Origin of the sequence: Acidithiobacillus sp. YTS05, assembly GCF_024396695.1 — a bacterium.
Classification (GTDB): Bacteria; Pseudomonadota; Gammaproteobacteria; order Acidithiobacillales; family Acidithiobacillaceae; genus Igneacidithiobacillus; species Igneacidithiobacillus copahuensis.
This window is the reverse complement of the sequence record NZ_CP094359.1, coordinates 1,453,652-1,469,183: the sequence shown is the minus strand read 5'-3', so window position 1 is coordinate 1,469,183 and position 15,532 is coordinate 1,453,652. Positions and strand designations below refer to the sequence as shown.

The window sequence follows — 15,532 nt, the reverse complement described above, 5'->3', positions numbered from 1 at the left end:
ACGATTCTTCTTGGCAAAAACGACCCTCAGCGCCGTGCGGGGGATGAACGACATCCTTCCGCCGGAAAGTGGCGCTTGGCAACAACTCGAGCAATCTTTCCGCAGCGTGCTGGCGCAATATGGCTGTGCCGAGATCCGCGTGCCCATCGTCGAGCAAAGCGCACTCTTTGCCCGTGCCATCGGTGATGTCACGGATATCGTGCAGAAGGAAATGTACACCTTTGCTGACCGCAATGGGGACTCCCTGACCCTGCGTCCCGAGGGCACCGCTGGTGTGGTGCGCGCGTTGATCGAGCATGGTGCCCTGCGCGGGCAGACCCCCAGGCTCTACTATATGGGGCCGATGTTTCGCCATGAACGCCCACAACGTGGTCGCTATCGCCAGTTTCACCAGCTCGGCGTCGAGTTCTTTGGCATTGCGGGTGCCAGCGCAGATGCCGAGATCATTGCGCTGTCGGCGCGACTATTGGCCAGCGCCGGGATTCCTGCCCAGCTACAGCTCAATTCCCTGGGCACGCCCGAGTCGCGCGCCGGCTACCGCGAAATTCTTCTCGCGTACCTGCGTCCTCATGCGCAACAACTCTGCAACGATTGTCAAGAGCGGCTGGAGCGTAACCCCCTGCGCGTGCTCGACTGCAAGATTGCGTCCTGTCAGGAGATCGCCCGTGGTGCTCCGCAGTTGCTGCAACATCTCGATCCGGAGTCGGCCGCACACTTCGTGGCTTTGCAGGAACTACTGCAGGCCATGGATATTGCCTATACGATCAACCCGCGCCTGGTGCGTGGTCTCGACTATTACCATCGGACTGTTTTCGAATGGGTAGCAGACGGCCTGGGTTCGCAGGGTACGGTCCTTGCCGGTGGTCGCTACGATGGCCTGGTGGCGCAACTGGGCGGTCCGGAAACACCGGCTATCGGTTTTGCCCTGGGTATGGAGCGGATTCTCGCGCTGCGGTCGCTGACGCAGGCGAGCGAATCCTCGACGGGTCCCGCACTTTTTCTCGGTGCCCTGGATGAGCCCGCATTGTCAGCCGTCTTCCAGCGCGCTGAGGAGTTGCGCAGCCAGGGTCTCAGTGTCGTGGTAGCCGGGCCGGGCTCGGTGAAATCCTTGCTAAAACAGGCGCAGCGCAGCGCAGCACGTTACCAGGTATTACTGGGCGGCAGCGACCTGACGGGCGGCGATATTCTCCTCAAGGAACAAGAGGGACAGGGCGAGTGGCGCGGCCCCTGGGCAGAACTGCCGCGTGCTTTGGCAACCCTCGGCGTTGATTTCCCCTAGCTCCCCCTCCATACTACGCGGCAAACGCCACAGGCAAAAACCTCATGACTGGCCCCGACTTTACTGAACTCCTCCAACGTCATCGTAAGCTGTTGATCATAGTCTTCGTGCTGATCATCGCCGGGGTGCTGGCGTTTTTTGCCTACGACAAATACCAGCGGCATCAAGTCGAACGCGCAGCGGTTCTGTACAGCGAGCTGAGTGATAGCCTGGCAAGTGGCAACGACGCCACGGCCCGCGCCAGCGCCGAAACCCTGATCCATGATTATTCGGCTACCCCCTACGCCAGTATGGCGAGGTTCTATCTGGCTCGGCTCGACATCGATGCCAAGCAGGATGACAAGGCAGAAGGGCAGCTACTGCAGCTGACCCGACAAGCTGACCTGCCCGAGGGGATGCAGGGGCTGGCGCGTAGCGCGCTGGCGCGATTGTATGTGGATAACGGAAAAAATCAGCAGGCGTTGGAGTTGTTGCAGAAGCCCGATGGCGCCTTTGCAGCGGTGGATTGGGAGTTGCGCGGCGATGCGGAAGCGAAGCTGCGACACGATGACCGTGCTCGCGACGACTACGAAAAGGCCATCGCCCACCTGCCCGCAAGTGACCCCTATGTGGTATACCTTCAAATGAAAATGGCAAATTTGGGAGTTTCTTGATGAGCTATGCTACGGCAGGCGGCATGCGTACTGGACTGCGTGCCATCGCCATGCTTGGGATGATCTTCACGCTGGGTGGTTGTGGTGTCTGGAATTGGGCCTTTGGCCCCTCCGCGCCGGCGCCCAAGCCAATGACGGCCATGCACCAGGAACAGGTCACTGTCGGTTTTGCCACCGACTGGCAGGCGCGTCTCTATGGCAACTGGCGCCTGGACCCCTATAACGCCACGCAGATTCGCGTGACGGACCACGCAATTTATCTCAGCGACGACGCTGGTGATCTGCTCGCTCTCTCGCGTAGCGGGCGTTTGCGTTGGGTGTATCGTTTGAACGGTAAGAGTCCTTGTGGCCCCACAGTTGCTGATGGTGTGGTCTATGTGGGTACAGATCGCGGCACTCTCTATGCGGTCTCCGCTGCACAGGGCAAGAAACTTTGGGATGTGCAGCTGGGCGCAGAGCCAAGCAGCCCCATCACCGTGGCCAATCAGCGTCTCTTCCTGCAGTTGTCGAATGGGCACTTGTTGGCCCTGGATGCCCAAAATGGCTCGGTGGACTGGACTTTCTCCCTTCCGCAACCTTCCTTGCTGCTGCGGCGAAGCAGCGGCATCGTGGTTTCCGGCCAGACCCTGTATACCGGTTTTGCCGACGGTAAACTGCTTGCCCTTAACGCCGACGATGGCGCCGAACTCTGGCGCGCTACCATCGCCATCCCCCACGGCAACAACGAACTCGCGCGCATGGTGGACGTCGCCGCAACTCCGGTATTGGACGGCAATCGCGTCATTGCCGCCGCCTATCAGGGGAATGTAGCAGCCTTTAGCAAGGATAGTGGGGAGCAAGACTGGGCTCGCCCAATGTCCACGCTCCTCACCCCAATTTTGCACGATGGCAAGCTCTTTGCCGCCGGCAGCGATGGCCAGATCTACGCCATGGATCCCGCCAGCGGTACCGTGGAGTGGCGCAATACGCGTTTCAAGGGCCAGTCGCTAAGCGGTATGACCCTCTGTGATGGCAAACTGTTGCTCAGCAATTATGCCGGTCAGGTCATCACTATCGACCCCCAAACCGGCCATCGTACGGGGCAGGAAACCGTCTCCAGCAGCGGGATCCAAACCGCGCCGGTCTGTGTTGGCAAAAATCGTTTTCTCGTATTGAGTGGTGTCGGAACCCTCTATCAGCTGCAGTTTGCGAAGCCCTAGTTGCCATGGCGGCAATACTCGCACTCGTTGGTCGCCCCAATGTCGGTAAATCCACGCTATTCAACCGGCTGACCCGTACCCGGGAGGCGCTGGTCGCAGACATGCCCGGTTTTACCCGCGATCGCCATTATGGGACGGCACGGCACCAAGAGCGGGATTACCTGGTTATCGATACCGGTGGTTTCGAGCCGGAAGAGCGCGAGGGACTGGTCGCTGCCATGGCCCTTCAGACGCGGCAGGCCATTGCCGAGGCCGATGTCCTCCTGTTCCTGGTCGATGCCAAAGAGGGGCTGGCTGGCCAGGACGAGGAAATCGCCCGGGAATTGCGGCGCAGCGGTAAGCCGGTACTACTGCTGGTCAACAAAATGGATGTGCGGCATGCCGTGGCAGAGTTGCCGGAATTCCACCGCCTCGGACTGGGAACACCCATCACCCTCTCCGCAGCCCACGGTCACGGGATGGAACAGCTATGGACCGCCATTTCTGCCCTGCTAGCCGAGGCACCGACGGGAGCCGAAACGTCGAGTGAACTGGAGGACGGCCCAGCCATTGCGGTGCTGGGACGTCCGAATGTCGGAAAATCCACCCTGGTCAACGCCATGTTGGGGGAAAAAAGGGTTATCGTTTTCGATCAGCCGGGAACCACCCGCGACAGCATCCGCATTCCCTATGAACGTGCGGGACGGCGCTACGTAATGATCGACACTGCTGGCGTGCGACGGCGCGCGCGGGTAGGAGAGGGGTTGGAGAAGCTGACCGTGCTGAAGACGCTCGCAGCCCTGCGTGAGGCGGACGTAGTGCTGATGGTCATGGACGCGCATGCTGGTGTCAGTGATCAGGATGCGCATCTGGTGGGTGTCGCGGTAGAACTTGGCCGCCCGATCGTTCTGGTACTGAATAAGTGGGATGGTTTGGAGGTGCGCGCGCGCGAGCGCATCAAGGACGAGCTGGAACGACGGCTGGCCTTTCTCCGCTACGCGCCGTTTCACAGCATTTCGGCCCTGCATGGCAGCGGCGTCGGAGAGTTGTACCGCAGCATCGACAAACTATGGCAAAACAGTCAGCGACATTTTTCCACTGGCGAACTCAACCGCCTGCTGGAGGATATCGTCAGCGGCCATCAGCCACCGCTGGTCGCGGGTCGACGGATCAAACTGCGCTATTGCCACCAGGGTGGTACCCAGCCAATCACACTGGTCTTTCACGGCAATCAGCTCGACCGCCTGCCTGGGGCCTACAAGCGCTATCTGGAGACGGCATTTCGCACGGCGCTGAAACTGGATGGGGTCCCCCTCCGTCTGCTCTTTCGTCAGGGGGAGAATCCCTATGCCAGCCGTGGAGCACGCGCATGAACCTCTCCTCATCCTATCGTTGGTGGCTACCCGCCGGGATTCTCTACGCCGCCTTCTTGTTGCAACACTTTTTCAGCATCCTGCAACTGCCGGCGTGGCATTGGGGGCTGGCAATCGCCTATGCCTTGTGGGCCGCCCTGGCTCTGGGCGCTATTGCCCGCAGCTGGCCGAAACTCACGCCCTACGGCTGGCGACCGCTGGTGATTTTTCTGGGCGCGATTCTCTCGGCGATCGACATATTCGCCGGGCCAGGGCCGGCCTCGGCGCAACGTATAGACACGTGGATGACAGCGCTGATCGGGATCGCCATTGTTTCGATTCTGGCGCGCTTCACGCCGCGAAAGTGGAGCAAGCTCTGGTTTGGGCAGGAGGTGCAACCTGGATCTCGTCCTTATTCGTCACGCTGAAGCCGAAGAGCATAGTGCCGATGACAGCGATGCCGGGCGCCGCTTGACCGCCCGCGGCGAAGCGCAGGCTGCCGTTGTCGCTGGGGCTCTGCGCCATTTCCACCTGCAAGACGCGGAAATCTGGTACAGCCCCAAAGTGCGTACACGGCAGACCGCAGCGGCGCTGCAGGCAGAGCTGCAGGCATCGGTGTATCGCGCTGAGGAGGCGCTCGTCACGGGCAACCTAGCCCAACTGCAGTTTGCCTGGCAGGAAGATCAGAGCAAGCAGGTGATTCTCGTTGGACACCAGCCGTTGCTTGGCGACTGGATAGCGCAACTGGCGGGCATCCACTTGCCGATAGCCAAGGCCAGTGTGACATTTTTGCGGGAAAATCCCTGCAGCGCACAGTTTCAGTTTCTCGGACATTTTCGCCCAGAGCTTTTCGCCGCCGCAAACTCTTCTGAAAAAAATCCGTAAGCGTGCTAAGGTGTCTAGATGGGAGCGACTGATTCGCGCCCGTGTTCCATCATCTATCGTACGCTCGAAAGGAGATGACTTATGTCGGAAAGTGAAGCCCCAGATCTCGTGATTATCCTCATTACCGGGCCAGAGAATCCAAAGCGCTTGCCTTCGGCCTTTTTTCTGGCAGCGACTGCCGCTGCGGGGGAACAAAAGGTGGTGATGTACTTCACCGGCCCGGCGACCGAGCTTCTCGCCAAGGGGAAAGCCGAGTCGATTTTCCCCATGCCCGGCGGCAAGAGTGTCGCCGACTTCATGAAGCTTGCGGAAGACAATGATGTGCAGATCATTGGCTGTCTGCAGTCTCTGGAGTTGAATGGTATGACCAAGGGTGACCTGGCAAAAGAGATCCCACTGTTGAATCCCAGCGCTGCTCTGCCTACCCTGGGCGCTGCCGGCCGCGTTCTGACCTGGTAACTTGCAGTGCCCGCGAATTGCGGGCACAGCTGCATCCATTCGGGAACTGTCTGCGTAGTTACGGACAGGATCAAGACGGAGCAAGCATGACGGCTTCCCGAATCGTAGAAAAATCGCAAACGATATCGTATCCGCGCGGAGCGCGCGTCTTGCACTTGGGGCTCGTTCTACTTTTCAGCTTCGAGTTGCTCAACTCAATTCTTGCCCTCTGGTTCCAACATTTTTCCCTGTTTCAGTGGCATATCCTGGTGGGTATTGTCCTGTCTTTCTGGCTGACGCTCTCCTGGATTGTCTATGGTTCGACGTCTTGGGGTCGACAGTTGTTGTATGTGTGGTACTGGCCGGGAAATATTCCCGCCATCTTTTCTGATGTCGGCAGACTGTTGCGTGGTCAGCTTCCTGGACATGGCCCCCAACCGGGGCTCTCCTCCTGGTGGCAGGGAATGTTTTTCTTGCTCGTCAGCTGGGTCAATTATGCCGGACTGGCTGCCTGGCTGACCATGCAGGGTTATCTTGGCATTCCCGATTTGACCCATATCGGGCTCAGTTCAATGCGGCTCGGTACCCCCATCTTGTTGTACTTCTGGCTGGGTCACGTGGGCATGGCTCTGTATCATGCCGCGCGGCGGCAGCCATTATGGTCCATATTCGCACTTTGGTAAGGGAGAAAAGAAATGCAACGTCGAGATTTTCTTCTGCGCGGTGCCGGGTTTGTAGGCGGAATGGCTGGTGGACTCCTCCTACCTGCCTGGGCACGTGCCAACGCGATCCCCGTCTTTCCCGAGTATTACACCTATGCTGGGTTCTATCCCAAAATCGATCCGCAACAGTATCAACTGCGATGTGGAGGACTCATTGGGAAGCCGCGCAGTTTTACCCTTGCCGAGTTGTATCAGCAAAGCGTTCAGCCCGAAGTGTATACCTTTCATTGCGTCACCGGCTGGACCGTGGCAAACGTGCATTGGCGAGGCATCCAGCTGGCCGACTTTCTCACCGAATTGCAGCCGCTGGACTCTGCACGCTTCGTTGTCTTCCATAGTGCCGATGGTGTGTACGTCGATAGTCTGAGCCTGGATCAGGCGCGGGCACCTGGGGTCCTCCTCGCGACGCATATCGCGGGACAGTCGCTGCTGCGCAAAGGGGGCTATCCGTTGCGTTTGCTGGTACCCCAGATGTATGGCTACAAGAGCGTCAAGTGGGTGAATCGTATTGATTTGACTGCCGAGAGACCCGAGGGCACCTGGGAGCGGGATGGGTATTCGAGTAACGCCTATATCAAGAAAGGCTTCAGTTGGCGCGATCTCCTCTAGCATCACGTGAAGTCGAGTGTCACAAAAGTGTCATAAAAAGTTCATGATAGTGTCATGAACTTTCGGTATGATTAGCAGCGCATAGGGATTTCCGATAGTGAAGTCCCCTACATGCTGCAGTGATTTTGATAACGCCATCTTCGGAGGTTTTATGTTGCCAGGTTTTAAGAAGACCGTCGCCCACGCCATGAAGGGCGCCGTTGTTGCGTCCCTCCTCGGCCTTGCTGCCACCGCCGCTACGCCCGCTGTTGCGGCTCCGCAGGTCAGTCTGCTGGAGACCGGTTCCACCCTGTTGTACCCCCTGTTCAACCTGTGGGTGCCGGAATACACCAAGATGCACCCCAACGTGAAAATCACCACCCAGGGTACCGGTAGCGGCACGGGTATTGCTCAATCCATCTCTGGTGTGGCCCAGATCGGTGCTTCCGACGCCTACATGTCAGATGCCCAGGTGAAGATGCATCCGATGTTGAACATCCCCCTGGCCATCTCCATCCAGATGATCAACTATAACCTGCCGGGTCTGAACAACAAGCATATCAAGCTCTCCGGACCGGTGCTGGCGGGCATCTATTCCGGCAAGATCACCAACTGGGACGATCCTGAGATCGCCAAGATGAATCCCGGCATCAAGCTGCCCAATCACAAGATCATCCCGATCCATCGTACCGATGGTTCTGGTGACACCTTCATCTTCACCACCTATCTCTCCGACACCGATGCCACCTGGTCCAAGAGCGTTGGTTACAGTACCACGGTCAGCTGGCCGACCGTACAGGGCGGAATCGGCGCCGTTGGCAACCCCGGAATGGTCGAAGCCCTGAAGTCCACCCCCTATGGTGTGGCCTACATCGGCATCAGCTGGAAGGAGCCGGTCGAGAAGGCGGGTCTGGGCATCGCCATGCTGAAGAATCGTGACGGTAACTTTGTGTTGCCCACCGTGGCGAACGCGAAGGCGGCCGCCGGCGAAATGGTCAGCAAGACACCGGCCGATGAGCGGATCAGCCTGGTCTTCGCTCCGGGCAAGAACTCCTACCCGATCATCAACTATGAATATGCCATCGTGAAGAAGCAGCAGCCGAACGCGGAAACCGCTGCGGCATTGAAGGACTTCCTCAACTGGGCGCTCGATCCCAAGGGTGGCAACGCCCCGCACTTCATGGAAAAGGTACACTTCGTACCGCTACCGGAGAGTGCTGTGGAGTTGTCCCGCAAGCAGGTTGCCGAGATTCAGTAAATTTTCGGCCCTGGAGCCTGGGTCTGCGACCCAGGCTCTCCACAGAATGAACGACGCGGCCCTTTTGTCGGAAGTGCCGCGCGTTTATTATGAGGCCTGCTCCACCGGAGGGTGAACATGAAGGTTTCCGTCTTTCGCTTTGGATTGGTAGGCACGGCCAGCTTTCTGCCGTTATCACTTATCCTTCTCGTAGCTTTTCTGACGGCCTATTCCTGGCCTGCCATCCAATACAACGGCCTGCAATTTTTGTGGACTAACGATTGGAATCTTGGCAGTCTCTATGGCAATCCAGTGTCCATCCACGGCCAACAAGTCATGCCGGGGGCACGCTACGGGATCTGGTTTCTTGTCGTTGGCACCTTGGCCAGTTCCTTCCTTGCTCTTCTGTTTGCGCTTCCGATTGCGGTGGGAGCAGCGTATTTTCTCGTCGAGATGATGCCCAAGTGGCTCTCCGGGCCGCTCGCACTGCTGGTCGATTTGTTGGCGGCCATCCCCAGTGTGGTTTTCGGACTGTGGGGATATGTGTTGCTGATTCCCCTTTTGGGGCAGACAGTCTTTCCATGGATGACCCAGCACATTGGATTCATTCCTTATCTGGGAGGCAGCCCGGGCAGCGGTTATGGCTTGCTGACGACTGCCATCGTCCTGGCGTTCATGATCGTGCCGCTGATCTCAGCGACGATGCGCGAAGGTATCAGCGCCATCGAACCTTCTCTCAAGGAAGCAGGCCTGGGTCTCGGTCTGAACCGTCTGGAGGTGCTGTGGAATATCATCCTGCCCAAACTCAAGACGACTCTGGTCGGCGTCTCTATTCTGGCCCTGGGACGTGCCCTCGGCGAAACCATGGCCGTCGTTATGGTCAGTGGTAACGCCCTTAACTATCTGCCAAACAACATCTATACCCCGATTTCCACCATGGCAGCGTTTATCGTCTCGCAGTTGGAGAGTGCCCTGCAGGATCCCACCAACATGGCGGTGGAAGCCTTAGCGGAGATCGCTCTGGTGCTTCTCGTGCTTACTGTGATTGTCAATATCATTGCCCGTATGATCCTCTGGGGAGCGAAGGTGCGCTCATGAGTACATCCAATCTCACGACGTCCATGACCGCCAGTGTCGGTTCTAAACGCCGGCAAATTCGCGTTTCCTGGAAACGTCATCTCTTTCGTACCCTCGGTACCGCCTTTGTCTGGTTCAGTTTCGTCATTGTTGCCGTTGCTTTCCTGTCCATCATATTGGATGTATTCCTCAAGGCATTGCCCGGATTGAAGCTCAGTCTTCTGACCGAGGTGAGCAACGGGATGAGCGGTGGCCTGAAAAATGCCATCGAGGGTACCCTCGTTCTTTCTCTTGGTTCCCTGCTGATCTCGGCGCCCGTCGGCATTGCGGCGGGGATCTACCTGAGCGAGTTTGGTAGCGGTATCGCCGGCAAATCCCTGCGTTTTCTGTCCGATGTTCTGGTGGGCGTTCCATCTATCGTGTTGGGTTACGTGGGGTATATCACGATGGTGATCTATCTCGGTTGGCAGTTTTCCGTGGCGGCCGGCATCATTACCCTGAGTATCATGCTGTTGCCGTATATCGCCCGTACCACCGAGATGGCGCTGGGCAATATCCCGCAAGCCGTGCGAGAGGCGGGCTTTGGTATTGGCGCGGGCGAGGGCTCGGTGATTTTACGGATTCTTCTGCCCGGAGCCATGCCCGCGGTCATGACGGGGCTGTTTTACGCGTTGGCCCTCTCGATGGGGGAGACGGCGCCGCTGATCTATACCGCTGGATGGTCTAACTATATGTGGAATGGACAGTTCACCAACCAGCCGATCGGGTACTTGACCTACGTCATCTGGACCTTTATCAACGAGCCTTTTGAAGAGGCCCACATCCTTGCCTTTGCGGCAGCGTTTTTGATTACCATGGTAGTACTGGGACTGATATTGCTCGGGCGTTGGCTGATGGTGCAGCAGTTGCGTAAGCGTGGCGCTTACCAATAAAAGCTAGTTCGTCAGTTCAAGGAAGGGGAAACCCCGCCGCGCGCAACATGGCTGACAAGCGAATGAGGGGAAGGCCAATGATGGCATTGGGATCTTCTCCCTCCATGCGCTCGATCAGACAAATACCCAGTCCTTCGGAGCGCAGGCTCCCAGCACAATCGAATGGTTGTTCTTTTTCGATGTAGCGAACAATTTCGTCTTCGCCAAATTTGCGCATCAACACGTGGTAGGGAATCAATTCGGTCTGCGCGTCACCGGACGGACCCAGCAGACAGAGACCATTCAACAGCTCTACTTTTTGTCCCTGCATCATCTGTAACTGAGCAAAGGCCTGTTCGGCAGAACCCGACTTGCCCAACAGGGCGCCGTCGCAACGTACCAGCTGGTCGGCGCCAATGACCCAGGCTTTCGGGTGTTGCTGCCAGATCGCGCGGGCCTTTTCATAGGCCAGGCGTTGTACGAGTGCCTCCGGTGCTTCCTGAGTCTTGCGGCTCTCATCAATCGCTGGCGACTGCCAGGTGAAGGGGATGCCCAATCGGGCGAGCAATTCCCGTCGGTAGGGACTGGAAGAGGCAAGGATGAGCTGCATATCAGCCCGTATTACGCTGCCCGGCGGCAATCGCGTTGATGCTGCGCAGCAAAGGATCGAGCCAGGTTTCCCGAAACTCGGGAGGGGTATCCTCGTTGCGGTACCGCCGTAACAGGGCAAGCTGGATATGGTTCAGTGGCTCCATGTAGACGTTGCGGCGCTGCAGGGAGAAGGCCAGTACCGGGTTTTCTTCGAGCAACTCTTGCTTCTCCTGGATGAGTAGGGTCTCCTGCATACTGACCATAAATTCTGCATGGATTTTTGCAAAGATCTGCTGCGCACACTTCTGATCGCGAGGTAGCGTCGCATACTCTGCGGCAAGTGTCATGTCCGCTTTTGCCATCGCCATGGTGATATTGCCCAGCAAGGAATAAAAAAACGGCCAGCGCTGGTACATTTTTCGCAAAAGCTCCAGTCGCTCGGGGTCTTCGCCACGCCAGCTGCGAATGGCCGAGCCCAGCCCAAACCAGGCCGGCAAAACATGCCGCGACTGTGCCCAGGCAAAGACCCAGGGAATTGCACGAATCGAATTCATCGAGCGGTCGCCACGCTGACGATGCGAGGGACGGGAACCGATGTTCATATGCGCGATCTCGTTCAGCGGAGTGGCCTCGTAGAAGTAATCCATAAAGCCCGGAGTTTGTTGAATCAGTTCGCGATAGACCGCTTCGCCGGTCTTGGTGAGTTCATCCATCACTTTGAGGAAACTGGGATCATCGGTGGGCACCGCCTGTATCAATCCAAAGCTGGCGCGCATCAATCCGGTGACACCGACGGTTAGCTCATATACGGCAGTTTCCAGGTTGGCATATTTGAACGAAAGCACCTCTCCCTGCTCGGTGATCTTGATCTGCCCGCGGACGGTATTGGCCGGCTGCGCCAGAATGGCTTCGTGGGTAGGTCCACCGCCGCGGCCGACGCTCCCGCCGCGACCGTGGAAGACCCGGATATGAATACGCCGGCGGTCTGCCAGGGCGCTCAGTTCGAGCTGTGCTTGGTATAACGACCAGCTCGAGGAGAGAATGCCGCCATCCTTGCAGGAGTCCGAGTATCCCAGCATGACTTCCTGCACATTTTCCTGGCTGCGCAGGATCTCGGCATACTCCGGATTGTCGAGTAATCTCCCCATCACGGTTTCCATGCGCTCGAGATCGTGGATGGTCTCAAACAGCGGCGTGACTGCGATCTCGCTATACAAGCCTTGGCGTGACCAGCCGGCAAGACCAAACTCTTTTGCCAAGACTAGGACTTCTAGAATATTGCTGGCCTCGTGGGTCATCGATACCACGTAATTTCCAAACGCGCGTTCTCCGACTTCTCGGCGCAACTGACCAATGCACTTGAACATCGCGCAGGTCTCCATCGCTAGGGGCGACAGTTGTTCGGGCATGCCTTCAACCAGTCTACCGGGCTTGCGTAGGGCATCACTCAACACCGCGAGTTTTTGTTCTTCCTCCATCTCGGCATAACCCTGAAACTCCGCTATTCCTGCAAAGAGTTCCGTGAGGGTGCGGGTATGTACGGTGGACTCTTGCCGAATATCCAGCGAAGCCAGGTGGAATCCGAAGGTTTCTACCAGCCAGACAAGATCTTGTACCGTATGATTGGCGATGTATTCATCACCGTGGCCCCGCAGCGAGTCACGAACCAATATCAGATCGGCGAGAAAGTCCTGATCACTGATGTACGCCGGAGTATCCGCCGCAAAGCCGCTGCCACTTTGACCATTTTCGAGCTGGTGCAGACGCAGATCGAGACGGGTCATCATGTAGCGCAACTTCCGCCGGTACGGCTCGCTGGGAAAGCGTTGATTCACCCATTCCGCAAGTTCTGGAAAGTCGTCGGCGTCCTTCTCCAGGGAGGCGAGGAGGATCGGCGAAATGCTGCAAAAGCGCGCCGAGTGCCCCAATAGCGGATAGAGTTCGGAGAGACGCCGCTGGTACTCGCGGAGGACCTCGATACTCTGCGTGCGCAGGGTCCAGCCGGTAATGGCCGCGGTCACGTTGGGGTTGCCATCGCGATCCCCGCCGATCCAGGAGCCGAAGCGAATGAAAGCGGGAATATCGACCTGCCGATCGCCGTACACCCGGCGCGCTGCGCGCCGCGCGGCGTGATAGGTCATCGGTACTGCCTGAAAGAGACTGTCGCGAAAATAGAAGAGGCCATTTTCGACTTCGTCCTGCACCTGCGGTTGATTGGTCCGCACCTCCTCCGTCTCCCAGAGGATCTGGATCTGCGCTTGCAGTTGACGCAGCACGTCACCTTCTTCCTCTTCGGTCAAGGTCGGGTCATCCAGGGCCTTGCTGGTGAGAAAGATCCGTCGCAGAGCATGCAGTACGGTGCGGCGCTTGGACTCGGTAGGATGCGCCGTAAAGACCGGCAGGTAGCGCAGTTGGCCCAGCAGAAACTGCAATTGTCCGGCATTTATGCCGGCCTCCTGCAAGCGCCGGAAGGTATCTTCAAAGGAGCCAACCCAAAGCCCGCTGCCGCGCTGCAACAAGCGACGCCGCTGCACATGCTGGAACTCCTCCTCGGCGATGTTAACCAGACTGAAGTAGGTGTTGAATGCACGGATGACAAGTACGAGGTCATCCTGGGGCAGGGCATCGATGAAACGGGCAAGGCGTTGACGGAGCTTGGCATCTTCCCGGCGATGCAGGCGGATGTAGCCCTGGCGAAGCTGCTCTACGGCGCTGAATACCCGCTCGCCGGCTTGCTCGCGCAACACCTCTCCCAGAATGTTTCCCAAGCGTTTTACGCGAGCACGCAACGCACGGTCGCTGGTCAGTTTTTTGGCGTCCACAAACTCTCCCCGGTACGGAATGTTGGCATGGGTGATAATGCAGAGAACTTATCGGCAATCCGGCAAAAGGTCAAAGACCCGTCCTGACGAAGTCTATGCGACGGAGGATTGGCATGCTGTCAGCACGGTGTCTTCCCCATAGCGCACCGACATCTTTTGAGTTAGTCTAAGGGTACTAGCCGATGGCACGATTTGCGTAAAAAAGGAGACAATAGTGGCCAGTCAACAAAAAGGGCAAATTTTGCAAGACCCTTTCCTCAATCTGTTGCGTAAGGAGCACGTTCCGGTAGCCATCTATCTGGTCAACGGCATCAAGTTGCAGGGCTTTGTCGAATCCTTCGACCAGTTCGTTGTGCTGTTGCGCAACAATGTCAGTCAGATGATCTATAAGCACGCGATTTCCACGGTGGTCCCCAGTCGCGACGTGCGTTTGCCACTGCCGGAAGGGGAAGGCGAAGCGACTGCCGGAGACGAGGCCGCAGACTGAGTCAGAGCCCAGGGATTCAGCGGTCGCATCGAGATCGCTGCTTACTGATCCACATTCATACCCCAGGAAGCACGGCGGACGATGGTGGAGAGGAGTTTCAGCAGTTGGCGGCAGACACTGGTGCCGAAATACTGGGCCTGTGGACGGTGTCGCGCGCGCGCCTGGATCCTGCCACCTGTGTTGGAAGTGGCAAAGTTCAGGAAATTGCCGATTTTGTGCGCGCCAACGCGGTCGATCTGATTCTTTTTGACCGTCCGCTGAGTCCGATTCAGGAACGGAACCTGGAGCGCTCCTGTGCTGCGCGGGTCATCGACCGGGTGGGACTCATCCTCGACATTTTCGCCCGGCGTGCACGTACGCACGAGGGACAACTGCAGGTCGAATTGGCACAACTGGATCATTTGCGCACCCGACTGGTGCGTGGCTGGACCCACCTCGAGCGGCAGCGGGGTGGCATCGGCCTGCGCGGACCTGGCGAAACGCAGCTGGAAACAGATCGCCGCTTGATCGGTGTGCGGATTCGCATCTTGCGCGAGCGGCTGGCACGGGTCGCTGCCCAGCGAGCTACGCAGCGACGCGCTCGGCTGCGTGCACCAGCGCCCACGGTTGCTTTGGTAGGCTATACCAACGCTGGAAAATCTTCTCTTTTCAATGTGCTGACGGCAAATGATCAGTATGCCGCCGATCAGCTTTTTGCAACGCTCGATCCCGCCATTCGCCGTCTCTCCGGCAATGGACCGACAACCCTGATAGCGGACACCGTTGGGTTTTTGCGCGATCTGCCGACGGAATTGATCGCCGCTTTCCGCGCCACCCTGGAAGAGGTGGGGCAGGCTCAGTTGCTGCTGCACGTCATTGACGCAGCGGCGCCCGATCGCGACGCGCAGATTCTTGCGGTGGAAAACGTTCTTGCCGAGATTGGCGCGGCCGGCGTGCCGCGTCTACGCGTATTCAACAAGATCGATCTGTTGGGTGAGGAGGTGCGGGAACGGGTAGATGAAACTGGCCAGGTGAGCGATCTCTGGCTCAGTGCCCATAGTGGTGCCGGCGTGGCCCGCCTGGCGGAAATAATCACGCAGCGCCTGCACGGTGCCCGCCTGCGTCTGCGTTGTACGTTGCGACCAGAGGCGGGGGCGCTGCGCGCACGCCTCTTTCGGGAGGCCGCGGTCCTGGAGGAACGTTTCGATAGCGAGGGGAGTAATCATCTGCTCATCGAAATCGACCAACAAACCTGGACCGGTTTGCAGGCAGAAATCGGGGCAGAGAGTTGTCAGCGGGAGGATCTGCCTTCTACAATGCGCCCATAGTCCGG

Annotated in this window: 16 protein-coding genes; 14 read left to right on the top strand and 2 right to left on the bottom strand. The window is 58.2% G+C overall.

The window, feature by feature from the left end:
• The first annotated feature begins 10 nt into the window (after nucleotides 1-10).
• The 12 genes from hisS (at nucleotide 11) to pstA (ending at nucleotide 10,341) form a co-directional block, all read left to right on the top strand.
• Nucleotides 11-1,279, top strand: coding sequence for a histidine--tRNA ligase (hisS, locus tag MQE22_RS07275; RefSeq protein ID WP_215871103.1), 1,269 nt, complete (start codon nucleotides 11-13; stop codon nucleotides 1,277-1,279).
• A gap of 44 nt (nucleotides 1,280-1,323) precedes the next feature.
• Nucleotides 1,324-1,932, top strand: a complete 609-nt coding sequence (locus MQE22_RS07270) for a YfgM family protein (RefSeq protein WP_215871104.1) — start codon at nucleotides 1,324-1,326, stop codon at nucleotides 1,930-1,932.
• Entirely contained in the window at nucleotides 1,932-3,131 is a 1,200-nt protein-coding gene (bamB, locus tag MQE22_RS07265) for an outer membrane protein assembly factor BamB (protein WP_226827046.1), read from the top strand. The genes MQE22_RS07270 and bamB overlap by 1 nt, the downstream gene beginning before the upstream one ends.
• 5 nt (nucleotides 3,132-3,136) lie before the next feature.
• The gene (gene der, locus MQE22_RS07260; protein ID WP_215871105.1) at nucleotides 3,137-4,483 is read left to right on the top strand and encodes a ribosome biogenesis GTPase Der; all 1,347 of its coding nucleotides are present in this window, start codon (nucleotides 3,137-3,139) and stop codon (nucleotides 4,481-4,483) included.
• Nucleotides 4,480-4,890, top strand: coding sequence for a hypothetical protein (locus MQE22_RS07255; RefSeq protein WP_215871106.1), 411 nt, complete (start codon nucleotides 4,480-4,482; stop codon nucleotides 4,888-4,890). Before der ends, MQE22_RS07255 begins: the two co-directional genes overlap by 4 nt.
• Nucleotides 4,844-5,347, top strand: a complete 504-nt coding sequence (locus MQE22_RS07250; RefSeq protein ID WP_215871107.1) for a SixA phosphatase family protein — start codon at nucleotides 4,844-4,846, stop codon at nucleotides 5,345-5,347. Before MQE22_RS07255 ends, MQE22_RS07250 begins: the two co-directional genes overlap by 47 nt.
• A gap of 81 nt (nucleotides 5,348-5,428) precedes the next feature.
• Nucleotides 5,429-5,806, top strand: a complete 378-nt coding sequence (locus tag MQE22_RS07245) for a DsrE family protein (RefSeq protein WP_215871108.1) — start codon at nucleotides 5,429-5,431, stop codon at nucleotides 5,804-5,806.
• A gap of 86 nt (nucleotides 5,807-5,892) precedes the next feature.
• Nucleotides 5,893-6,468 carry a cytochrome b/b6 domain-containing protein gene (locus MQE22_RS07240; RefSeq protein ID WP_215871109.1) on the top strand — a complete coding sequence of 192 codons (576 nt, stop codon included), beginning with the start codon at nucleotides 5,893-5,895 and terminating at the stop codon, nucleotides 6,466-6,468.
• A 12-nt stretch (nucleotides 6,469-6,480) separates the two neighbouring features.
• Nucleotides 6,481-7,116, top strand: a complete 636-nt coding sequence (locus MQE22_RS07235) for a molybdopterin-dependent oxidoreductase (RefSeq protein WP_215871110.1) — start codon at nucleotides 6,481-6,483, stop codon at nucleotides 7,114-7,116.
• 151 nt (nucleotides 7,117-7,267) lie between these two features.
• Nucleotides 7,268-8,353: a phosphate ABC transporter substrate-binding protein PstS gene (gene pstS / locus MQE22_RS07230; RefSeq protein WP_215871111.1), complete on the top strand. Its 1,086-nt coding sequence runs from the start codon at nucleotides 7,268-7,270 to the stop codon at nucleotides 8,351-8,353.
• 117 nt (nucleotides 8,354-8,470) lie between these two features.
• Entirely contained in the window at nucleotides 8,471-9,430 is a 960-nt protein-coding gene (pstC, locus tag MQE22_RS07225) for a phosphate ABC transporter permease subunit PstC (protein WP_215871112.1), read from the top strand.
• Nucleotides 9,427-10,341 (top strand): phosphate ABC transporter permease PstA, encoded by a 915-nt coding sequence (pstA, locus tag MQE22_RS07220; protein WP_226827048.1) that lies wholly within the window; start codon nucleotides 9,427-9,429, stop codon nucleotides 10,339-10,341. Before pstC ends, pstA begins: the two co-directional genes overlap by 4 nt.
• Nucleotides 10,342-10,357: 16 nt before the next feature.
• On the opposite strand, the gene MQE22_RS07215 is transcribed toward pstA, so the two are convergent.
• Complete coding sequence (locus MQE22_RS07215) at nucleotides 10,358-10,930, bottom strand: Maf family protein (RefSeq protein ID WP_215871113.1); 573 nt, start codon at nucleotides 10,928-10,930, stop codon at nucleotides 10,358-10,360.
• Between the two features lies 1 nt (nucleotide 10,931).
• The gene (gene ppc / locus MQE22_RS07210; protein WP_215871114.1) at nucleotides 10,932-13,733 is read right to left on the bottom strand and encodes a phosphoenolpyruvate carboxylase; all 2,802 of its coding nucleotides are present in this window, start codon (nucleotides 13,731-13,733) and stop codon (nucleotides 10,932-10,934) included.
• 214 nt (nucleotides 13,734-13,947) lie between these two features.
• On the opposite strand from ppc, the gene hfq reads away from it, so the two are divergent.
• Both hfq and hflX read left to right on the top strand, forming a co-directional pair.
• Nucleotides 13,948-14,220 (top strand): RNA chaperone Hfq, encoded by a 273-nt coding sequence (gene hfq / locus MQE22_RS07205; protein ID WP_215871115.1) that lies wholly within the window; start codon nucleotides 13,948-13,950, stop codon nucleotides 14,218-14,220.
• The gene (gene hflX, locus MQE22_RS07200) at nucleotides 14,217-15,527 is read left to right on the top strand and encodes a ribosome rescue GTPase HflX (protein ID WP_226838221.1); all 1,311 of its coding nucleotides are present in this window, start codon (nucleotides 14,217-14,219) and stop codon (nucleotides 15,525-15,527) included. The genes hfq and hflX overlap by 4 nt, the downstream gene beginning before the upstream one ends.
• Nucleotides 15,528-15,532 lie beyond the last annotated feature (5 nt).